Source organism: Rhodococcus oxybenzonivorans (genome assembly GCF_003130705.1).
Lineage (GTDB): Bacteria > Actinomycetota > Actinomycetes > Mycobacteriales > Mycobacteriaceae > Rhodococcus_F > Rhodococcus_F oxybenzonivorans.
This window is the reverse complement of the sequence record NZ_CP021354.1, coordinates 2,914,966-2,935,004: the sequence shown is the minus strand read 5'-3', so window position 1 is coordinate 2,935,004 and position 20,039 is coordinate 2,914,966. Positions and strand designations below refer to the sequence as shown.

Below are 20,039 nucleotides of genomic sequence, written 5' to 3'. Positions count from 1 at the left end.
CGTCGTGATGCAGTTCTCTCGGATGGGGGATCTTCCGATCCCGCGCACAACAAGGAGCCGCTATGTTCCGGTCCACCCTGTTCCGCCGTGCCACGATGGTCTTGGCATCGGCCGCTGTCGCCTGCACGTTGTCGACCTCGCCCGCCTCGGCCCAGCCCCTTCCCGATGCGGCTCGGGGCATCGGGGAGCTGCAGGCGCTGGCCGCCGAGATGTCGCCGGTGGCGAGTAACGCGGTGAACCAACTCCTTGGCGCCAGCGTCTTCGTCCCGAAGGACGTGCTCGAACTCGGGCTCACCACTCCGCAGGATTTCATGTACCCGTCCCCCACCCTGGGATGCGGTGTCGCCGACGAGCCGGCGACCGTCACCCTGGCAAGCGCTCAGGCAGGACCGAATCTCTTTCCCCCGATCACCGCCGGCCAGCTGCGGTTCCAAGCAATTCCCGCCTACGTGGCGATACCGCAGTCCTCCGACCTCAGCGTTGCCTGGATCAACCTCAACACCTTCCAGGGCGGGATCGTGAAACTCGACGACCGGCTGCCCATCATCAACACCCCGCTGCTGTCGAAGATCGTCGACACGGGTGCGGGCACGGTACTCGGCACGATGTTCGGCACCGTGAGCTATCCCGGCGACGTCAACTGCACGGTGGTCCCGACCGTCGGCACGTTCACGTCCTGACCGTCACGGCGGCGGACGAGCCTACGAGCCGGGCCGCACCAGGCCCGTCTCGTAGGCCAGGACCACCGCCTGCACGCGGTCCCGGACATTCAATTTGGTGAGTATCCGGCCGATGTGCGACTTCACCGTCGACTCGGACAGGAACAGACTTTCCGCGATCTCCGTGTTCGACAATCCGGTGGCGACCAGCTGCAGCACTTCCCGTTCCCGCTCGGTCAGCACGTCCAGTACCGCCGGGTCGCGGCGCGGAGCCGGGCCGTCGTCGAGGAAACGGGCCAGCAGTCGCCGCGTCACCTTCGGCGACACCACAGCATCTCCTGCCGCCACACTGCGGATGGCCGACACCAGGTCCTCCGAGGGGGTGTCCTTGAGCAGGAAACCACTGGCCCCCGCCCGCAACGCCCCCATCGCGTGCTCGTCGAGGTCGAACGTCGTCATGACGAGTACGCGGCTGGCGACCCCGGATTCGAGTATCTGCGCCGTCGCACTGACCCCGTCCACCACCGGCATGCGCACATCCATCAGCACCACATCGGGTTCGAGTTTACGGACCGCCGCCACCGCGGCCGCCCCGTCGCCGGCCTCGCCGACCACCACGATGTCGTCCTGCGCGTCGAGCACCATATTGAGGCCCATACGCATCAATTCCTGGTCGTCCACGAGTAGCACGGTGATCGGCACAGCGCCAACCTAGCACCGCCCCGCCCCGCGTTGCGGATCCACAAATGCGGCGCCTGTGGTCTTGGCCGGGAATTCCGACTGCCGCAACAACCCAGCAGGCACCTGAGGCCGCGAGAGTGTCGTCAGGCTCGCACGGCCGAAGGTTCGCTCTCCGGACCAAACCCGCCTCGGCGGAATAGGCTGTAGTGAGCGTCTATCACACGTCCGGACTCGAGCGGGAAGGGTGCTGATGCGCGAGGTGCTGGCGGACCTGATGGCGGTGTGGACCGCCGGCGGGACAGCGGGTGTCGGAACCGTGGTCCGCACATTCCGCTCCGCTCCGCGACCGCCGGGGGCATCGATGGTCGTGGCACCCGATGGCACTGCGTCCGGCTCGGTGTCCGGCGGGTGTGTCGAGGGAGCGGTCTACGAACTTGCATGCGAGGTCACGGCGTCCGGCACGCCGGTGCTGCAGCGGTACGGGATCAGCGACGAGAACGCGTTCGAGGTGGGTCTCACCTGTGGTGGAATCATCGACATTTTCGTCGAACCGGTGTCGCGCAACACTTTCCCCGAGCTCAGTGAGATCGCCCAGGACATCGACAATCACCAACCGGTCGCCGTGGCCACCGTTGTCGCGCATCCCGATGCCCCTCGTGTGGGGCGACGTCTGGTCGTCCGGCCCGAGAACGTGAGCGGTTCACTCGGCTCCGACCGAGCCGATTCCGCGGTGACCGACGACGCGCGGGGTCTCCTCGCGGCGGGCGCCAGCACGGTGCTGACGTATGGCACCGACGGTGAGCGTCGCGGCGAGGGCATGGAAGTGTTCGTCGCCAGCTACGCGCCGAGGCCGCGCATGCTCGTGTTCGGGGCCATCGACTTCGCCGCTGCGGTGGCCCGGCAGGGCGCCTTCATGGGATACCGGGTTACGGTCTGCGACGCCCGTCCGGTGTTTGCGACACACGCGCGGTTCCCGACGGCCGACGAGGTGGTGGTGGACTGGCCTCACCGGTATCTCGCTGCGCAGGCCGAGGCGCAGGCCATCGACGGCCGGACCGTGATCTGCGTGCTCACCCACGACCCCAAGTTCGACGTTCCCCTCCTCGAGACGGCGCTGCGCCTCCCGGACGTCGCGTTCATCGGCGCCATGGGCTCCCGCAGAACGGACCTGGACCGGCGTGAACGCCTACGTGAGGCCGGTCTGACCGACACCGAACTCGACCGGCTGTCGAGCCCCATCGGCCTGGACATCGGCGCCCGGACACCCGAGGAGACTGCGGTGTCCATCGCCGCCGAGATCATCGCCCGCCGGTGGGGTGGCACGGGGCGCCCGCTGGCTGAGTCGAGCGGCCGGATCCACCACGAGGAACCCGTCGATTCCTCCGTCGACTAGGGCGGTTCACCCGGGGTTGACGGACCACCGGTTCCTGCGCAGGCTGAGAGGATCCACATTTGTGAGGTAGGTCACAATGCAAGTACCAGGATCCTTCGAATACGAGCGTGCAACGGGCGTCGAGGACGCCATCGCCCTGCTCGACCGGCTGGGCGACGAAGCCCGCCTCGTCGCAGGCGGCCACAGCCTGCTCCCCATGATGAAACTTCGCCTCGCCAATCCCGAGTACCTCATCGACATCAACGATCTCGAGGGCGAACTCGGCTACATCACGACCGAGCGGTCGAGGCTGCGGATCGGTGCGATGACACGGCACCGCCGGCTGCTCGAATCGGACGAACTCGCGGCGGCGTTCCCCCTCTTCCGCGACGCGGAGAAGGTGATCGCCGACCCGGTGGTCCGCAACCGCGGGACCATCGGCGGATCGCTGTGCCAGGCGGATCCGGCCGAGGACCTCACCACTGTCTGCTCTGTTCTCGACGCCACCTGCGTGGTGCGTGGGCCCGGCGGACGCCGCGAGATCCCCATGTCCGAGTTCCTCGTCGGGCCGTACGAGACGGCGCTCGCACACAACGAGATGCTCATCGAGATCGTGATACCCGTCCACGGCCACAGCTCCAGCGCGTACGCCAAGGTCGAACGGCGGACCGGGGATTGGGCGGTCACCGCGGCCGGAGCGGCCGTCACGGTGGAGGGCGGCGAGATCGCCCGGGCAGCGGTCGGCCTCACGGCGGTCAACCCGGATCCGTCCGGACTCTCGGATGTCGCCGACTACCTGACCGGACGTCCCCCGTCCGAGGAGGCGTTCGCCCAGGCCGGGCGGATGGCCGCGCAGGCCTGCGAACCCGTCGCCGACGCCCGCGGCACCGTCGACTACAAACGCCATCTCGCATCCGAACTCACGATCCGCACACTCCGTACAGCGGTCGACCGGGTGCTCCGCAGTGACGTGGAGCACGAGCCGACCGGAGAAGAGGCATAGCCATGCAGGTGAACATGACCGTCAACGGTGAAGCAGTGAGCGCCGAGGTGGAACCGCGCATGCTGCTGGTCCATTTCCTCCGCGACCAGCTCGGCCTGACCGGAACCCACTGGGGCTGCGACACCAGCAACTGCGGCACGTGCGTCGTCACCGTGGACGGCGATCCGGTGAAGTCGTGCACGATGCTCGCCGCGATGGCGAGCGGACACGACGTTCGCACGGTCGAGGGCCTCGAACACGACGGCGAACTCGATCCCGTCCAGCAGGGCTTCATGCAGTGCCACGGACTGCAGTGCGGGTTCTGCACCCCCGGCATGATGATGACGGCGCGGGCACTGCTCGACCGGGAGGAGAGCCCCGACGAGGCCACCATCCGGGAAGCGATCTCCGGGCAGATCTGCCGCTGCACCGGGTACACGACGATCGTGCGCTCGATCCAGTGGGCGGCGGACCATCGGGCGGGCGAGGCCGCCGAGCCGGAACCGGCCGGCGACTTCGACGCGGAGGTCCAGGAGGACAAGACGCGGGGCGCCGAGGGCGCACCGATGACAGTCGAGGAACACGCGACCACGGGAAGTAAGTCATGACCACCGTCGAATCGCGTCCGCCGTCGGGCGACGCCGAAATCATCGACAACGACAAGAAACCCTGTGGCCACGGCCGCATGCTCCGCAAGGAGGATCCCCGCTTCATCCGGGGGCTCGGGAATTACGTCGACGACATCACATTACCCGGCATGCTGCACCTGGCGATCCTGCGGTCACCGGTCGCGCACGCACGGATCGTGAGCATCGATACCACTGCCGCACAGGAACACCCGAAGGTGACGGCAGTGGTGACGGGCGCCGACCTCGCCGCGAAGAACCTCGCCTGGATGCCGACGCTGTCCAACGACGTGCAGGCCGTGCTGGCCACCGACAAGGTGCGTTTCCAAGGCCAGGAGGTGGCGTTCGTCATCGCCGAGGACCGTTATTCGGCCCGGGACGCGCTGGAACTGATCGACGTCGAATACGACATGCTCGATCCCGTCGTCGACGCGCGCGCCGCACTCTCGCCCGACGCGCCGGTGATCCGCGACGACCTCGAGGGCAAGACGGACAATCACTGCTTCGACTGGGAGACAGGCGATGCCGCCGCGACCGAGGCCGTGTTCGCAAAGGCGGACGTGGTGGTGAAGCAGGAGATCGTCTACCCCAGGGTGCATCCGGCGCCGATGGAGACGTGCGGTGCGATCGCCGACGTCGACAAGGTGTCCGGCAAGCTCACCCTGTACACCACGTCGCAGGCACCGCACGCGCACCGGACGGTCTACGCCCTGGTCTCGGGGATCCCGGAGCACAAGATCCGGGTGGTGTCCCCGGACATCGGCGGGGGATTCGGCAACAAGGTCCCGATCTACCCGGGATACGTGTGTGCCATCGTGGCGTCGCTCGTGACGGGCAAACCGGTGAAGTGGATGGAGGATCGCAGCGAGAACCTGATGAGCACAGGCTTCGCCCGCGACTACATCATGGTCGGCGAGATCGCGGCGACCGCAGAGGGCAAGATGCTCGCGATCCGCACGAAGGTGCTGGCCGACCACGGTGCGTTCAACGGCACTGCGGCCCCGGTGAAGTATCCGGCCGGTTTCTTCGGCGTCTTCACCGGCAGCTACGACATCGAGGCCGCGCACTGCGCGATGACGGCGGTCTACACGAACAAGGCGCCCGGCGGGGTGGCGTACGCCTGCTCGTTCCGCATCACCGAGGCCGTGTATCTGGTCGAGCGGCTCGTCGACTGCCTGGCGTTCGATCTGAAGATGGATCCGGCGGAACTGCGGCTGAAGAATCTGCTGAGACCGGAACAGTTCCCGTACACCAGCAAGACCGGGTGGGTGTACGACTCGGGCGACTACGAGACGACCATGCGCAAGGCCATGGACATGATCGGCTACCAGCAGTTGCGCGAGGAGCAGAAGGAACGCCGCGAACGCGGCGAGCTGATGGGAATCGGCATGTCGTTCTTCACCGAGGCCGTCGGTGCCGGTCCCCGGAAGGACATGGACATCCTCGGTCTGGGCATGGCCGACGGCTGCGAACTGCGCGTCCACCCGACGGGCAAAGCCGTCGTGCGGTTGTCGGTGCAGACCCAGGGGCAGGGTCACGAGACGACGTTCGCGCAGATCGTGGCGGAGGAACTGGGGATCCCACCGGACGACATCGACGTCGTGCACGGCGACACCGACAACACGCCGTTCGGGCTCGGCACGTACGGCAGCCGGTCGACACCGGTGTCGGGGGCGGCCGCGGCGCTGGTGGCCCGCAAGGTCAGGGACAAGGCGAAGATCATCGCCTCGGGCATGCTCGAGGCCTCGGTCGCGGATCTGGAATGGGAGAAGGGCGAATTCCATGTGAAGGGCGATCCCTCGGCGAAGGTGACCATCCAGGACATCGCGATGCGGGCGCACGGCGCCGGCGACCTGCCGGAGGGAATCGAGGGCGGACTCGACGCACAGATCTGCTACAACCCCGAGAATCTGACGTACCCCTACGGCGCGTACTTCTGCGTCGTCGACGTCGATCCCGGCACCGCGGTGGTGAAGGTGCGGCGGTTCCTCGCCGTCGACGACTGCGGCACGCGCATCAACCCGATGATCATCGAGGGGCAGGTTCACGGCGGCATCGTCGACGGCATCGGTATGGCGCTCATGCAGATCATCGAGTTCGACGAGGACGGCAACTGCCTCGGCGGATCACTGATGGACTACCTGATCCCCACCGCGCTCGAGGTCCCGAAGCTCGAGACCGGTTTCACCGTCACCCCGTCACCCCACCACCCGATCGGTGCCAAGGGCATCGGCGAGTCCGCGACGGTCGGATCGCCCGCGGCCGTGGTGAACGCCGTCGTGGATGCGCTCGCACCGTTCGGTGTACGGCACGCCGACATGCCGCTCACCCCGTCCCGGGTGTGGGAGGCCATGCAGGGCCGCGCGACACCCCCGATCTGAATGTCGCCCGTCGGCTGCGAGGAGGCCCGATGGATCTGAAAGAGCGTGCGGCGCAACTGGCGCGCGACCGCAGGCCGTTCGTCCATGCGACCGTGGTGCGGGCGCAGCCGCCCACATCCAGTCATTCCGGCGACGAGGCGATCCTCCTGCAGGACGGGACGATCGAGGGGTTCGTCGGCGGTCAGTGCGCGCAGAATTCGGTGCGCACGGCCGCCTTGGGCGCGCTGGCGACCAACGAGAGCGTGCTGTTGCGGGTCCTTCCCGACGGGGCGGTGCAATTCCCGGAGACTCCGGGCGCGTCCGTCGTGGTGAATCCGTGCCTGTCCGGCGGTGCCATGGAGATCTTCCTGGAGCCGCAACTGCCACCCCCGTTGGTGCGGATCTTCGGCACCACTCCGATCGCGCAGGCGTTGGGGGGCATAGCGGAACTGCTGGGATTCACCGTCGAGCACGACGACGCCGGTTTCGAGCAGTTCTCCGGCACGACGGCGGTGGTGCTCGCCGGTCACGGCGGACCCGAAGCGGAGGTCATCCGTGCGGCGCTCGACGCCGGGGTCGGGTATGTCGGGCTCGTCGCCAGCCGAACACGCGGTGGGGCGATCCTCGACACTCTGGGGCTGACCGAATCCGAACGGGCGCGGGTGCACACCCCCGTCGGTCTCGACATCGGGGCGCGGACGTCGGCGGAGATCGCGGTGTCGATCGCGGCTGAGTTGGTGCAGGAACTGCGCACCGCGGGACTTCGCGCGCCCGAAGATGATTCGATTCCGCGAGCGGCGGTGACGGAGGTGATCGATCCCGTATGCGGGATGCGCGTCGTCGTGGGGCGGGACACCGCCCACCTACGGCGCGGCGGCGACGACTTCTGGTTCTGCGGGCCGGGTTGCCGGGCATCGTTCGCGCAGGAGACGGGAGCGGTATGACGGCGGCATTCGAGGACGTGGCGGACGTGGTCCGGCGCTTCGATGCCGAGGACTACCTCCTGGACTTCGGAACCGCGTCGGCCCTGTATCTCGCGGCGGCCCTGCGCCGCCCGCTCCTGCTCGAAGGCGAACCCGGAGTCGGCAAGACCACCGCGGCGAAGGCTCTCGCGACCGTCCTCGGCGCCCCTTTGATCCGGTTGCAGTGCTACGAGGGCCTCACCGCGAACGAAGCCCTCTACGACTGGAACTACCAGCGGCAGTTGCTCACCATCCGGCTGGCCGAATCGCGGGGCGACGGCCTCACCGAGGACGACCTGTTCACCGAGGAGTTCCTGCTGGAACGTCCGATCCTTCATTGCGTGAGATATCGGGGACCGACCCCGCCCGTACTGTTGATCGACGAAATAGACCGGGCCGACGACGAGTTCGAGGCACTCCTCCTCGAATTCCTGGGCGAGGCGTCGGTCACCGTACCCGAACTCGGAACGTTCACGGCCGAACAGCACCCCGTCGTCGTGCTGACATCAAACCGGAGTCGCGACCTCCACGACGCGCTGCGCAGGCGGTGCCTCTACCACTGGATCGACTATCCGGAGCCGGCCCGGGCGGCCGCCATCGTGCGCCGTACGGTCCCCGCGGCGACGGCACCCCTCATCGAGCACGCCACCCGCTTCGTCGGCCGGGCCCGCGAACTCGATCTCGACAAGCCGCCCGGAATCGCCGAGACGATCGACTGGGTGTCCGCACTCGCGGCGCTGGGAGTGGCCGATCTGGTGCGCGACGACGCGATCCAGAGCCTGAGTGCCCTCGCGAAAACCCCGGACGACCGCACAATAGTTCAGGACGCATTCACCGACTACGCGCACGGCCTGGCCACCGGATGAGAGGCAACTGCCATGAAGATCGCCAACGAGTTCACCGTCAGCGCCCCGATCGAGCAGGCCTGGGAGGTGCTCAGCGACCTCGAGGAGGTTGCTCCCCTGCTCCCCGGAGCTCAGATGACAGGGCGGGAGGGTGACGACTACCTGGGGAAGGTGAAGGTCAAGGTCGGCCCGGTGACCAGCGAGTTCAAAGGCAAGGCCGCCTTCGTCGAGCGTGACCCGAAGGAGCATCGCGCCGTGATCGATGCCCGCGGGAGGGACTCGCGCGGGTCCGGCAACGCGTCCGCGACGATCATCGCCCAGTTGCACGAGGTCGGCGACCGCACCCGCGTCACCGTGGACACCGACATGAAGATCGTCGGCAAACTCGCGCAGTTCGGCAGCGGAATGATCCAGCAGGTGTCGGAGAAACTCATGGGGCAGTTCGCGGAGTCGCTGGAAGCGAAGCTCGCCGGGGGACCCGCCGACCAGCCCACGGCCGAGCCCGAGGCGGCCGGCACCACGAACCTTTCCGTGGCCCGGCCTGCCGCGGAACCGGCGCCGCTAGACCTGCTGGCGCTGTCCGGTGCGGGTGCGTGGAAACGGTACGCCCCGATTCTCGCCGCCCTCCTCGCGGGAATCGTGGTCGTGCTCGTGGTGGGCCGCCGCAGGCGATGAGCGCGTCGGGCGTCCTGCGGGGCGTCGACCTCGCGGCGTTCGCGGTGGCACTCGTCGCCCGATTGCGCTCCCGTGGTGTCGTCGTCTCGGCGAGTGGCCCCGCGGTGTTCGTGCAGGCGCTGCAACTGTCGCCGCCGAGTTCGCGGTCGCGGCTGTACTGGTCGGCGCGTCTGACGCTCGTCAACCGTGTCGACGACCTCGCGCCGTTCGACGCGGTGTTCTCCGCGGTCTTCGAGGACACCGTGCTGTCCGTGGACCCGCATGCGCGGCGATCCGATACGGGACGGGAGCCTGCCCTCGCCGGTGTCCGCCACGGTCGCGACCGGCCCGGTGACGCGCAGGATGTCGAGGGCGTGCCGTGGGTGACACGACCGATGATGACCGGCGGCGACGACAGCGGCGAGAACGACTTTCGCGACGCGCTCACCACCGTGCCGGACACCCTGCCCAGTAGGCTCGTGGCGCGCGCCGACGAGCCCTTCGCCCGATTCGACGCCGGCGACCTCCGGCTCCTCGGATCCTGGCTGGAACAGGCCACCGCCGCGTGGCCGTCCCGCCGCACCCGGCGTCGCGAAGTGCATCGCCGCGGCCGGCGTATCGACCTGCGCGGAACCATGAACCGGTCGAGAGCGACGGGCTGGGAGCCGGTGGTTCTCGTGCGGACTCGTGCCCGGAGCCGTCCGCGGCGCATCGTGATGCTGTGCGACGTGAGCCGGTCGATGCAGCCGTACGCTGCGATCTATCTCCATCTCATGCGCGCGGCGGTGCAACGGCAGACCGCGGGCAGGCCGGAGGTGTTCGCGTTCTCCACGTCGCTGACGCGGCTCACCCCCGTCCTCGCCCACCGCAGCGCCGAGACCGCGGTTCGTAAGGCGAACGACAAGGTGGTCGACAGATTCGGTGGCACCCACATCGCGGGCAGCGTGAGCGAACTGCTGGCGTCCCCGCACGGCAACGCGCTGCGCGGGGCAGTCGTGATCATCGCGTCCGACGGTTGGGACAGCGACGACCCTAAGCGCCTGGCGCATGCCCTCACCAGGGTCCGTCGCCGCGCCCACCGACTGGTGTGGCTCAACCCCCGCGCCAGTGACCCCGACTTCCGACCCCTCGCCGGATCGATGGCGGCCGCGCTGCCGTTCTGCGATGCCTTCCTCCCCGCGCATTCCGTGTCCGCGCTCCGCGACGTGCTGGACGTGATCAGCGGGACGGAATAACGCCTCCACCGAACTCCGACGTCCTCGACATCGCCGTCTTCGGCGACCCATCCCGAGAGGGGCCTCACTGGCAGCGAGCACGCCGAACACGTTCGGGAGTGTCCGATGCCCACCCCGCCCAACCCGCGGTGTTACCTTGAGCCCTGTGCGTGGTGTTCGGCAATTCTCGCGGCGGCGTTCGGCGCTGCTCGTCGTCACCGAAACCCTCGCGCCCGGCGCGTTCAAAGCCTCGACCGCGGCGGTATCTCCGATGCCCGTGCTCAGAACCACCTGCGTGCTACGGGTGTGACAGGTCGCCGGCTGCCCTCCCCGCGAGAACTGACGCCTCGCCACTCTTGTGACGATCACGGTCAGGGCGCCGCAGGGTGTGTCATTCCCGCCCGTACCCTGCCCTTGGCCCGATAATCGTTCTTGCACCGGTTGATTCGCGTTCCGGTGCACCGTCCGAATGAGGTGCCGTATTGCATTCGAAGACTATTGCCAAACTCGCCGGCGCCACCGCCGCCGCAGGGGTGCTGCTGTCCGGAATCCTGTTTCCGGCCGCAGCCAGCGTCGGCTACCTGTCCAACCGGGCAGCCGACAGCGTCGGAAACAGCTCGGCGGAATTGGCCGACGGGGTGGTGCCCGCGGTGACGACGATGACCGACATCGCCGGCAACCCCATCGCCTGGCTCTACGACCAACGCCGCTTCGAAGTGCCCAGCGACCAGATTTCCAACGACATGAAACTGGCGATCCTCTCCATCGAGGACAAACGGTTCGGCCAGCATCAGGGCGTGGATTGGCAGGGCACGATGCGTGCGTTCTTCACCAACGCCTCGAGCGGCCAGATCGAGCAGGGTGCCTCGACCATCAATCAGCAATACGTGAAGAACTACCTGCTGCACGTCGTCGCCCAGACCGACGCCGAACGCCGCGCGGCGATCGAGACCACTCCGGTCCGCAAAATCCGGGAGATTCGGATGGCCCTGACTCTCGATCAGGAACTCTCCAAGGAGGAAATCCTCACCCGATATCTGAACCTGGTGCCGTTCGGCAACGGCTCCTTCGGGGTGCAGGACGCCGCCCGCACCTACTTCGGCATCGACGCCAAGGACCTGAACCTGGCGCAGTCGGCGATGCTCGCAGGCATGGTGCAGTCCAGTTCGGCGCTCAACCCCTACACCAACCCGGACGGGGTCATCGAACGCCGCAATGTCGTGCTGGACACCCTCATCGTGAACGTGCCGGATCGGGCTGACGAGATCCGCGCCCTGAAGGACATCCCGCTCATGGTGCTGCCGAAGCCGAACAATCTGCCCCGCGGGTGCATCGCCGCCGGCGACCGCGGATTCTTCTGCGACTACGCGTTGCAGTACCTGCAGAACGCCGGCCTGACCCGGGAGCAACTCGACAAGGGCGGCTATCTGATCCGTACTACCTTGGATCCTGCCGTGCAGGGATCGGTGAAATCGGCGGTGTCGTCCTACGCCGATGCGAGACTTCCGGATGTTGCGAGCGTGATGAACGTCGTGCAGCCCGGGCAGGACCAGCACCGGGTCCTCGCGATGGCGGGCAGCCGCAACTACGGTCTGGACGCGGCCGCGGCCGAGACTGTGCAGGAGTTGCCCTACTCACTGTCCGGGCACGGTGCCGGATCGGTGTTCAAGGTCTTCACCACCGCCGCCGCGATGGAGAAAGGTATGCGGCTGAACACGATCCTGGATGTGCCCGGCCGATTCGATGCTCGTGGGATGGGCGACGGCGGTGCCCCCGGATGCCCGGCAGCGACCTACTGCGTGCAGAACGCCGCCCCGTATCCGCGGGCACTGTCGGTCACCGACGCCCTCGCCCAGTCCCCGAACACTGCCTTCGTGAAGCTGATCCAAACCACCGGGGTGGATGCGACAGTGGACATGGCGGTACGGCTGGGCATGCGCTCCTACACCGAACCGGGCACCTCCGGGTTCGGGGACAAGAGCCTGGCCGACATGGTCAAGGATCAAAACCTGGGATCCTTCACCCTGGGCCCGATGTGGATCAATCCGCTCGAGCTGTCGAATGTTGCCGCGACATTGGCCTCGCACGGCAAGTGGTGCCCACCGACCCCGATCGATTCCATCGTCGACCGGCAGGGGCGGCCGGTCCCGCTCACCCAACAGGCGTGCGAGCAGGTCATCGACCCCGGCCTGGCCGACACCCTGTCCAACGCGCTCAGCAAGGACGACCTGCCCGGGGGCACCGCGTCGGCGGCAGCTGCCGGCGCCGGCTGGAAGCTCCCGATGTCCGGCAAGACTGGAACCACCGAGTCGCACATGTCGTCGGCGTTCCTCGGGTACACCAACAACCTGGCTGGCAGCGTCTACGTGTTCGGGGACTCACCCACCCCCGGCCAAATCTGCACCAGCCCGTTGCGCTCGTGCGGTGACGGCAACCTGTTCGGTGGCACCGAACCGGCCCGCACCTGGTTCAAGGCGATGATGCCGATCGTGAACAATTTCGGGCCCACCGTTCTGCCTCCGATCGATCAGCGCTTCGCCCGCTGACCCCCGCGAGAACACGCCCACCAGGAAGGCGGTATCTCGGGTGGGCGTGTCGGGGTTGTTACGGTGCGCGCGTGGACAAGCCACGGGAACTCAATCACCCCTTTGACCGCTTGAAGCTTGTCCGTTGCGGGTAGTCAGGTTTGGGCGGTTCGCGCCGGGCAGGGCCTGATTTCGGGTACGCCGGGCGGCTACCTCCGAGTCGCCCGGCCCCTACCCAAGATGGGCGATCCGGGTGGAGGGAGTCGACGATGATGACCCGTGTGCAGGTCGCGGCAGCGGTGTTGGTGGGCTATTGGTTGGGCCGGGGTCACCGGAAGAAACTGGGAATCCTGCTCGCAGCTGCGGGGGCCGGCCGCCTCGCCGGGGAACCCCCGGAGATGGTTGACCGGGCCGCCAAGTTACTCCGGTCCTCGCCCGAATTCGCCGAGCTCAGCGAATCGGTGCGTGGCCAACTTCTCGACGCCGTGAAATTGGCGGCCATGACCGCTACCACCGCCCGAATCGACGCCCTGAACAATCGGCTCCTCTCCGGAGACGATGCGGTACTCGGGACAGCCGAAGAGCTGGTCGAGGACACCGCGGACATGGCCGGAGATGTCACCGGCGACACCGTGAGCACGGTGGGAGATGTCACCGGCGGCGCGCTGGGTTCGCTTGGGCGCAGGAAGCGGCCGAAGGGAGTCGAGCCGGTCGAGCAGGCCGAGGAGCGACCGGCGCGACGGCGGCCCCACAGACGGGGTGCTGAGTAGACCTCGGCAGTGCGAAGGCGAAGACCAAGGGCGCGCTCGACGCCGTAGGAGAGTCGCTCGGTGAGCTGCTCGGCGGATCGGGAACCGAACGCGAACCCGCCTCCCGCCGCAAGCCTTACTGAACTCCGTTGACGACAGTGCCGGCGGCGATGTTGAGTCCGTCTCCCCCGCCGACCGCATCCTGTCCGGCGTCCACATCGGGTGGACCTGCGTGCCGAACCGAGTTGACGTGCGCAAAATGGGTTCACGCTCAAGCATTTCGGATACGTCGAATCCTTTCACCCGCGGACTCGAGCACCCCCTTGGTCTCGGCATCCCGCTCGGCGACGTCATCTGGCAGCGGCCCGCACTGCCGCAACCACCGCCGCGACAACAAGAGCCAGGAGGAGGACTACGAGTAGCACCGGCCCGAGCAGGAGTCCGAGAATGAGAAGAAGAACGATGATGATCTTGGTCTTGCTACTCAGTCGAGACACCAGCGCCTTGGTCGCCGCCCACACCGGACTTTTACCCGTCAGGACGGCGCGAAGTGCTTCGAGTCCCGCTATGACCCCCGCGTTGCCATGTGCGGCGGGGTCGACGAGAGTGTCCCTATATTTCCGGAGTCTCTGCTGAATCTTCTGCGTCAGAGTGTCGCCGCGATCCCGCGCCGTGTCCAGAAGCCCGTGAACCGTGTTCTTCAGCCACTCGATAATCGCGTCGGAGAGCGGGCCGTGTTCCGTCCCTCGTGAAGCCGTGTCGAGCGGTCGAATACGGACCGGCGTGGTGGACCGGGAATGCGCTTGTGCGTGGGCCCCGGTGTTTCGGGGGTGCTTCCGAGCCGTCGGCTTCGCGATGCCGGTCTGTTTCCGCGCACGTTCGGTGGAGGCGGTGCTGTCCGGATGTGACCGACGGGGCGCGCCTGCGGACGGTGCGGTGGTATCGGTTCGTGTCGGGCGTGACGTCGAGACCTTCTTCCGTGGAACGCTGCCACGGGACACGGTCGCGGTCTTGGCAGCCGGTTGCCTGGGGGGAAGCGGGCGCCTTCGTGGCAGCCGCCCCGATGCTGCTTCGGAAGGCGCTGGCCTGGATGGACGGGCCACTGCGCCAGGCTGAACCGCCGACGCCTGGCTGCCGCTGCCGGTGGGAGTGCCGCGAGAGCGAGTGCCTGCGCGGTCAGGCCTGGCCGGTGCGGTCCGGCCGTCGACCCTATCTGGTGCACCCATACACCGCAATTACCCTTCGAGGTGATCCTCGAAACCGGATCGGAAAGGGCGAAACGCCTGGCGGTGGGCGGCACCCGACTCTTTCGTCGCCTGGTTCCTCGACCGTAATGTTCCGCTCCGCATCGCCCCGTGCTCAGTGCAGATCTCGACGTCGAAAACTCCACCAGCCCACTGCCGCGCAGACTACGGAAACGGCAATCGGAACGAGGAAGGGCTCGAGCGCGATCCCCTGCGCAAGCATGTTGCGGCCCCCGTACCAATGCCAGGGCGAAGCGAAGCGCAAGATGTGCAAGCTCTCGCTCGCCGCCGCGACGGCGTTGAGAAGATTGCCCACGACGGCCACGGTCGTGGCCGTGGCGATCGCCACCGACCGGTGGCCCGTCCAGGCGCCGGCAGCAAACGCGATCGCACCATGCATGAGGCCGAAAGCAGTCGCCGCGAACACCGCCGCTACGAGTCCGGGAATCGATACGCCCTCGAGCAGACCGAACGGCGGGGAGAACGCGAGAATGCTTGCAGCGGTGACGATCCCGAGACTGGTCGAGAGCGCGACGACGGCGAAAAATCGTTCGATCAGGACACGTCCGCGGGTCACCGGGTTGGACAGGAGTAGTTCGAGGGTGCCGTCCTCCTCGCTCCCACCGATCGCGTATGCGCCGGCTCCCACGGCGAAGACCAACAGCAGGACGGGCAGGATGAGACCGAACACACGACCCTGCAGGTACCCCGCCGGGGAAGTGATGAGGATCTGGTCGCTCGAGCCGATCAGTGTCTTGAAGGTGTCCGGAAGGTTTTTGACGAGGTTCTCGATGCCGGCCGTGTTCTTGATCGTCGGGTAGAACGCGTTGTTGACCGCCACGTAAGCGGCCACGCCGCCCGACCACCACACCGTTGAACGGCGCCGGTCCTCGAGGAATCGCCCGAAGATCCTCAAGGCTGATCCCGATACAGGTTGAGAAACACGTCCTCGAGGTCGGTTTCGTGCGTGACGATCCGCCGCACCGGCAGCGTCGCGGCGTGCTTCAGGACGTCGGCAACATTGCCTTCGATGACGAGCGCGATCACCGCTCCGGACGAGGCGGCGCTCAGGACACCCGGGAGTTTCTCGAACGGCTCGGCATTAGCCTCGCAGGCAAGGTAGAGGTCGATGTGCTGGCGGGCTTGGCGCTGGAGATCGTCGATTGCGGCGACCGTGACGAGCGTGCCCTTCTTCAAGATCGCGACGCGGTCAGCGAGCGCTTCCACCTCGGGCAGGACGTGTGAGGACAGGAAAACGGTGGTGCCGTCGCGTTTCACGTCACCGATCAGTTGGTGGAATTCGTGTTGCAGCAGTGGGTCGAGACCGGCCGTGGGTTCGTCAAGGATCAACAGTTCCGGCCGATGCATGAAGGCCTGCACGATTGCGGTCTTCCGGCGGTTGCCCGTGGAGAGCTGTCCGATCGGCCGCATTGGATTGAGGTCGAAACGTTCGAGGAGCTCGTGGGCATAGGTCATGTCGATGCCACCGCGTAGCCGGCCGTAAAATGCGATCAGGTCTGCCGTCGTGTATTTGGGATCGAATCGGAGCTCGCCGGGGATGTAGCCGAGCCGACGGCGGATCGCCGGGTCGGCGCCGCTGCCGCCGAGCACGGTATAGGTTCCGGCGGACGGACGGATGAAGTCGAACAGCATGCGGATCGTCGTGCTCTTCCCCGACCCATTGGGGCCGAGATAGCCGAAGACCTCCCCCCGATGGACATCGAGGTCGAGCGCGTCGACGGCGACGAGATCACTGAAGCATTTCGACAATCCGCGCATTTCGATGACGCAGTCGACCGCCCCCTGCTGCCGGACCGACGGTGTCGTGGCCTTCATGGTGGTGTCACCATCACCACACACCGATGAGCGGCGCGACGATTTCCGGCACCGGACGTGATGGGAAATCCGATCACGAGAAGAACCTTACCTACTCGCTTTCGTACTCGTACACCAACGGATATCTCAGCCCATCAGTCAGGCGCATCGGCCGTCCGGCAGGAGTGCAAAGGCAGCCGTGTGGATTCCGTGCAGGCCCCTCGCCCCATGCTGATACCAAAAGCGGACGATGTGTCTAACCTCGAGGAATGCGCGCCACCGCCATCGTTCTCGGCCTCCTGACGTTCGCGGCGCTCACTTCCTGCGGCGGGGATGCGCCAACTTCGGCCCCGGACCCGGCGGGTCGCACCTTCGTCTCCACCTCCGTCGAGGGCGATCCCATTCCCGGCGGTGGGCCGCTCGTGATGGGCTTCAAAGACCCCGGACGCCTCTCCGTCGATGCCGGATGCAATCAAGGCAGCGCCGACATCGACCTGTCCGGCGGGAAGATGGTGGCAGGTCCGCTCGCGATGACCCTCATGGCGTGTCCGGGAGAGGCCGCCGGCGCAGACGCTTGGGTGGCGGCACTACTGGACGCGCAGCCGAGCTGGACCCTCGGCGGCGACACCCTCAGGCTCACCACGCCCACGGTGTCGGTAACTTTGACAGACGAGAAGATCGTCCGGCCGGATCGGCCTCTCGTCGGGACCACATGGACGGTCACCACACTGATCAGCCCGGACGCGGTCACGACGACAGCGGCGTTGGAGCAAACGGCACCGCAGTTGCTGATCGCCGGCGACGGTTCCGCGTCCGGTTTCACCGGCTGCAACCGCATGACCGGGACCGCAGACGTACGGCGGAGTTCGATCGTGTTCGGGCCCTGGGCGACCACCCGAATGGCGTGCCCCCCGGACGTATCGGAGGTCGAACGTGCCGTACTCGCGGCGTTGACGGGCGAGACCAGTTACAGCGTCCATTCGGACTCGCTGCGACTGGTCGACGCCGACGGAAACGGGCTGCAAATGCGGGCGAGCTAGGTGTTGTTCCCAGGCGCCCGGGCCACCCCGGAGATGACCGCGTACGTCAACGAGGACCACCTCCAGCGGATCATCGCCGACGACCCCGCCCGGGTACCACGCTAGATGCGAACCTGCACGTCAGCACGCCGACTAGCGCGGGAGCCTGCGCTGTCCCCGCGTGCGGTGGTCACCTTCGCGATCAATCCCTCCAATCTCGATGCCCTTGACAACGTCACCAGCGGAACTGCTCGCACACCTCGACAAGATCCGCAGCGACGGCTTCACCGTGTCGGTCAGCGAACAGACGGCACCCGCGTCGCCGTCCTCGGCGCTACCGGGCCAGCCGACGCACTCAACGACACCCAGATCGCTCGCCTGATCCCCGAAGTCCGTCGTGCCAACCACTCTCGGCATACGCGTACCCGTCGCCGGCTAGCAGGAGTTCTCTTCCGGCCGATGCCATCGCCCTCGGCCACCCCATCGGCATGTCTGGCGCCCGGATCACACTGCACCTCGCCCTCGAACTGCAGCGCCGCGGCGGCGGCGCCGGGGCCGTCGCGCTCCGCGGAGGCGGCGGGCAGGGCGACGCCCTCATCCTGCGAGTTCCTCGAGCGTAGGGCGCTCCGTTCGGTCGCGAGCGCCAGGTCATCCACCGGACGGACGGCGCCAGTACCCGCGGCACCACGAGATACACGCGGCGGGCCCAACAAGGCCATCAGTGTCATGCTCAGCGTAACGAGCGGAGAAGGCGGCGACGCCCAGACCGCAGACCAACTGTTCGCGACGCCGTCGGGTCGGGATCGGGACGCCCGGCGAGCCGAGTTCATCGTGATGACCGTCGAGCCGAGTTCATCGTGATGACCGTCGAGGCGGCTACGCGCGCCGCCGCACTCGAGCGGCTCAACGCAACGGGATGAATCGCGGCAGCTTCCCGGTGCTCTGATGACGCTGAAGACGCTCGACGACACGGATCTGGATCTCCGGTTTGCTCAGCTCGTGCCGGCGCAGCGCGGCGATCACCGACACGGTCAGCCGGTCCACGTCGGGGGTACCGACGACGAGGATCTCCGCACCGGCGGCGGTCTGCCTGACCTGGTATTCGGAGACGCGAGGATCCGTGCCGAAGACGTGCCGGAAGACACTCGCGGGGATCGTGCACGTCGGGTAGCGGAAATCGTCGTCGCGCCGCCCGCCGATGTCGGCGAGCCGCGCGAATGCGCTGCCGCACGGGCATTTTCCGGGTAGCCACGTGACCTGATCGCCGAGGTCGTAGCGGATGAACGGGAACGTGCGGTTGGCGAGACCGGTGGCCAGCGTGCGGGCGGCGGGCATGTCGGCAGCGACCGGCGTCCCGTCGTCGTCGACACGTTCGAGAACGACCTCGTCCTCGCACAGGTGCAGTCCCTCACCGTGCCCGCACCCCACCGCCTGCACCCCGATCTCGGTCGATCCCCACAGGTTGTGCACGGGAATGTTCCACGCCTGCCGAATCGCCTCGCGATCCTCCTCGAGCAGCGGTTCGGAATTGGTGCTCACCCGCACCGGGCTGATCTGCAGATCGCCCACCGCCGCCGCGCGGGCAAGGCGACCGATCACCGTCGCGTAGCCGACGAGGTGCGTGGGCCGCGCGGCCGCCACGGCGGCGACGACCTCGTCGAACGGTGCGCCCGCCGGGATCACGACCGTGCTCATCTCCGGTGCGGTCGGCACATCGAACAGCGGTGTGCTGGCATGCGGTGGGCCGCCCGCAGCCAGTACGGCCAGACGCGCACCCGACGCCGGCGACGACCCGCGCCGCTCCTCCCGCGCCTGCATCCGCCAGGCCAGGGAGGCGGCGGAGACGAAGAAGCCCCAATCCCATACGTACACGCCGCGCACGCCGCTCGACCCGCCGGAGCTGAAGATCTGCTGGTCGCCTCGAGTGTACGAAAACCATTGCTGCCCAGCCAGTGTTCTCTCGGCTCGCGTGCGGTCGAGGTCGGCGACCGTGACGATGGCGTCCCATTCGTCCTGCGCGTCGCGCTTCGTCATCATCGGCAACCGCGCCAGGTCGGCGACCGTTGCCGACGAAGGATCGAGACCACGCAATCGGCGCGCGTGAAAAGGCGACCGTTCGACGGCGTAACCCAGGAAGGCCCGCAGCCGCTGGTCGCGGTACCGATCGATCTGCTCCCGCGTCCAATCCAGGCGCTCGACGTGGTCCTCTAGCGCCGCCTGCACCCCGTGGAGATGGGCGGCACGCATGCGCTCGTACGCCGTGCGCGCAGCGTCCACCGATTCATCCTCGGAGACCGATCCCACCATCGGCGTTCCTTCCGCCCGGTGCCGT

At 67.3% G+C, this 20,039-nt stretch carries 19 protein-coding genes and 2 pseudogenes; 16 read left to right on the top strand and 5 right to left on the bottom strand.

Annotated elements, in window-relative coordinates:
• Nucleotides 1-62 precede the first annotated feature (62 nt).
• Nucleotides 63-680 (top strand): hypothetical protein, encoded by a 618-nt coding sequence (locus CBI38_RS14005; RefSeq protein WP_109329665.1) that lies wholly within the window; start codon nucleotides 63-65, stop codon nucleotides 678-680.
• Between the two features lie 21 nt (nucleotides 681-701).
• Here the strand turns inward: CBI38_RS14005 and CBI38_RS14000 are convergent, their stop codons facing one another.
• Complete coding sequence (locus CBI38_RS14000; protein ID WP_109329663.1) at nucleotides 702-1,361, bottom strand: response regulator; 660 nt, start codon at nucleotides 1,359-1,361, stop codon at nucleotides 702-704.
• Between the two features lie 229 nt (nucleotides 1,362-1,590).
• On the opposite strand from CBI38_RS14000, the gene CBI38_RS13995 reads away from it, so the two are divergent.
• The 11 genes and pseudogenes from CBI38_RS13995 to CBI38_RS39025 all read left to right on the top strand — a co-directional run.
• Nucleotides 1,591-2,733 (top strand): XdhC family protein, encoded by a 1,143-nt coding sequence (locus CBI38_RS13995; protein WP_162603217.1) that lies wholly within the window; start codon nucleotides 1,591-1,593, stop codon nucleotides 2,731-2,733.
• Nucleotides 2,734-2,809: 76 nt separating this feature from the next.
• A complete protein-coding gene (locus CBI38_RS13990) occupies nucleotides 2,810-3,715 on the top strand; it encodes an FAD binding domain-containing protein (protein ID WP_005566273.1) in 906 nt (301 codons plus the stop codon).
• A 2-nt stretch (nucleotides 3,716-3,717) separates the two neighbouring features.
• Nucleotides 3,718-4,302, top strand: a complete 585-nt coding sequence (locus CBI38_RS13985) for a (2Fe-2S)-binding protein (RefSeq protein ID WP_109329659.1) — start codon at nucleotides 3,718-3,720, stop codon at nucleotides 4,300-4,302.
• Nucleotides 4,299-6,701, top strand: a complete 2,403-nt coding sequence (locus tag CBI38_RS13980; RefSeq protein ID WP_109329658.1) for an aerobic carbon-monoxide dehydrogenase large subunit — start codon at nucleotides 4,299-4,301, stop codon at nucleotides 6,699-6,701. Before CBI38_RS13985 ends, CBI38_RS13980 begins: the two co-directional genes overlap by 4 nt.
• A gap of 29 nt (nucleotides 6,702-6,730) precedes the next feature.
• Nucleotides 6,731-7,624 carry an XdhC family protein gene (locus CBI38_RS13975; RefSeq protein ID WP_109329656.1) on the top strand — a complete coding sequence of 298 codons (894 nt, stop codon included), beginning with the start codon at nucleotides 6,731-6,733 and terminating at the stop codon, nucleotides 7,622-7,624.
• Nucleotides 7,621-8,508: an AAA family ATPase gene (locus tag CBI38_RS13970; protein WP_109329654.1), complete on the top strand. Its 888-nt coding sequence runs from the start codon at nucleotides 7,621-7,623 to the stop codon at nucleotides 8,506-8,508. Before CBI38_RS13975 ends, CBI38_RS13970 begins: the two co-directional genes overlap by 4 nt.
• A 12-nt stretch (nucleotides 8,509-8,520) precedes the next feature.
• Entirely contained in the window at nucleotides 8,521-9,162 is a 642-nt protein-coding gene (locus tag CBI38_RS13965; protein WP_109329652.1) for an SRPBCC family protein, read from the top strand.
• On the top strand, nucleotides 9,159-10,376 hold the full coding sequence (locus CBI38_RS13960) for a vWA domain-containing protein (RefSeq protein ID WP_109329650.1): 1,218 nt from the start codon (nucleotides 9,159-9,161) through the stop codon (nucleotides 10,374-10,376). Before CBI38_RS13965 ends, CBI38_RS13960 begins: the two co-directional genes overlap by 4 nt.
• Before the next feature lie 461 nt (nucleotides 10,377-10,837).
• Entirely contained in the window at nucleotides 10,838-12,901 is a 2,064-nt protein-coding gene (locus tag CBI38_RS13955) for a transglycosylase domain-containing protein (RefSeq protein ID WP_109329648.1), read from the top strand.
• A gap of 251 nt (nucleotides 12,902-13,152) precedes the next feature.
• On the top strand, nucleotides 13,153-13,650 hold the full coding sequence (locus CBI38_RS13950) for a hypothetical protein (RefSeq protein WP_109335076.1): 498 nt from the start codon (nucleotides 13,153-13,155) through the stop codon (nucleotides 13,648-13,650).
• 5 nt (nucleotides 13,651-13,655) lie between these two features.
• A pseudogene (locus CBI38_RS39025) lies at nucleotides 13,656-13,772 on the top strand (gas vesicle protein); the annotation flags it as partial.
• 207 nt (nucleotides 13,773-13,979) lie between these two features.
• On the opposite strand, the gene CBI38_RS39020 reads toward CBI38_RS39025, so the two are convergent.
• The 3 genes from CBI38_RS39020 to CBI38_RS13930 all read right to left on the bottom strand — a co-directional run bounded on the left by CBI38_RS39020 (nucleotide 13,980) and on the right by CBI38_RS13930 (nucleotide 16,709).
• Entirely contained in the window at nucleotides 13,980-14,630 is a 651-nt protein-coding gene (locus CBI38_RS39020) for a hypothetical protein (protein WP_230990177.1), read from the bottom strand.
• A gap of 358 nt (nucleotides 14,631-14,988) precedes the next feature.
• Nucleotides 14,989-15,789: an ABC transporter permease subunit gene (locus CBI38_RS13935; protein WP_230990176.1), complete on the bottom strand. Its 801-nt coding sequence runs from the start codon at nucleotides 15,787-15,789 to the stop codon at nucleotides 14,989-14,991.
• Nucleotides 15,786-16,709, bottom strand: a complete 924-nt coding sequence (locus tag CBI38_RS13930) for an ABC transporter ATP-binding protein (RefSeq protein ID WP_109329645.1) — start codon at nucleotides 16,707-16,709, stop codon at nucleotides 15,786-15,788. Before CBI38_RS13930 ends, CBI38_RS13935 begins: the two co-directional genes overlap by 4 nt.
• A gap of 248 nt (nucleotides 16,710-16,957) precedes the next feature.
• Here CBI38_RS13930 and CBI38_RS13925 point away from each other — a divergent pair, with 248 nt between their 5' ends.
• The 4 genes and pseudogenes from CBI38_RS13925 (at nucleotide 16,958) to CBI38_RS40110 (ending at nucleotide 18,568) form a co-directional block, all read left to right on the top strand.
• Nucleotides 16,958-17,728, top strand: a complete 771-nt coding sequence (locus tag CBI38_RS13925; RefSeq protein WP_109329644.1) for an META domain-containing protein — start codon at nucleotides 16,958-16,960, stop codon at nucleotides 17,726-17,728.
• 205 nt (nucleotides 17,729-17,933) lie between these two features.
• Complete coding sequence (locus CBI38_RS13920; RefSeq protein ID WP_230990175.1) at nucleotides 17,934-18,089, top strand: hypothetical protein; 156 nt, start codon at nucleotides 17,934-17,936, stop codon at nucleotides 18,087-18,089.
• A gap of 76 nt (nucleotides 18,090-18,165) precedes the next feature.
• Nucleotides 18,166-18,327: pseudogene (locus tag CBI38_RS13915) on the top strand (acetyl-CoA C-acyltransferase); the annotation flags it as partial.
• Between the two features lie 106 nt (nucleotides 18,328-18,433).
• Nucleotides 18,434-18,568: a hypothetical protein gene (locus CBI38_RS40110; RefSeq protein WP_257792477.1), complete on the top strand. Its 135-nt coding sequence runs from the start codon at nucleotides 18,434-18,436 to the stop codon at nucleotides 18,566-18,568.
• Between the two features lie 42 nt (nucleotides 18,569-18,610).
• Here CBI38_RS40110 and CBI38_RS13910 read toward each other — a convergent pair whose 3' ends face one another.
• A complete protein-coding gene (locus CBI38_RS13910; protein ID WP_109329642.1) occupies nucleotides 18,611-20,014 on the bottom strand; it encodes a phenylacetate--CoA ligase family protein in 1,404 nt (467 codons plus the stop codon).
• Nucleotides 20,015-20,039 lie beyond the last annotated feature (25 nt).

Bases quoted from the DNA above. Each gene is read 5' to 3' on its own strand.
- CBI38_RS13930 (WP_109329645.1), bottom strand. From the start codon at position 16,709: ATGAAGGCCACGACACCGTCGGTCCGGCAGCAGGGGGCGGTCGACTGC.
- CBI38_RS13970 (WP_109329654.1), top strand. From the start codon at position 7,621: ATGACGGCGGCATTCGAGGACGTGGCGGACGTGGTCCGGCGCTTCGAT.
- CBI38_RS13975 (WP_109329656.1), top strand. From the start codon at position 6,731: ATGGATCTGAAAGAGCGTGCGGCGCAACTGGCGCGCGACCGCAGGCCG.
- CBI38_RS13985 (WP_109329659.1), top strand. From the start codon at position 3,718: ATGCAGGTGAACATGACCGTCAACGGTGAAGCAGTGAGCGCCGAGGTG.
- CBI38_RS13910 (WP_109329642.1), bottom strand. From the start codon at position 20,014: ATGGTGGGATCGGTCTCCGAGGATGAATCGGTGGACGCTGCGCGCACG.
- CBI38_RS40110 (WP_257792477.1), top strand. From the start codon at position 18,434: ATGCTCAGCGTAACGAGCGGAGAAGGCGGCGACGCCCAGACCGCAGAC.
- CBI38_RS13950 (WP_109335076.1), top strand. From the start codon at position 13,153: ATGACCCGTGTGCAGGTCGCGGCAGCGGTGTTGGTGGGCTATTGGTTG.
- CBI38_RS13925 (WP_109329644.1), top strand. From the start codon at position 16,958: ATGCGCGCCACCGCCATCGTTCTCGGCCTCCTGACGTTCGCGGCGCTC.
- CBI38_RS13995 (WP_162603217.1), top strand. From the start codon at position 1,591: ATGCGCGAGGTGCTGGCGGACCTGATGGCGGTGTGGACCGCCGGCGGG.
- CBI38_RS13965 (WP_109329652.1), top strand. From the start codon at position 8,521: ATGAAGATCGCCAACGAGTTCACCGTCAGCGCCCCGATCGAGCAGGCC.
- CBI38_RS13960 (WP_109329650.1), top strand. From the start codon at position 9,159: ATGAGCGCGTCGGGCGTCCTGCGGGGCGTCGACCTCGCGGCGTTCGCG.
- CBI38_RS14005 (WP_109329665.1), top strand. From the start codon at position 63: ATGTTCCGGTCCACCCTGTTCCGCCGTGCCACGATGGTCTTGGCATCG.
- CBI38_RS13990 (WP_005566273.1), top strand. From the start codon at position 2,810: ATGCAAGTACCAGGATCCTTCGAATACGAGCGTGCAACGGGCGTCGAG.
- CBI38_RS13980 (WP_109329658.1), top strand. From the start codon at position 4,299: ATGACCACCGTCGAATCGCGTCCGCCGTCGGGCGACGCCGAAATCATC.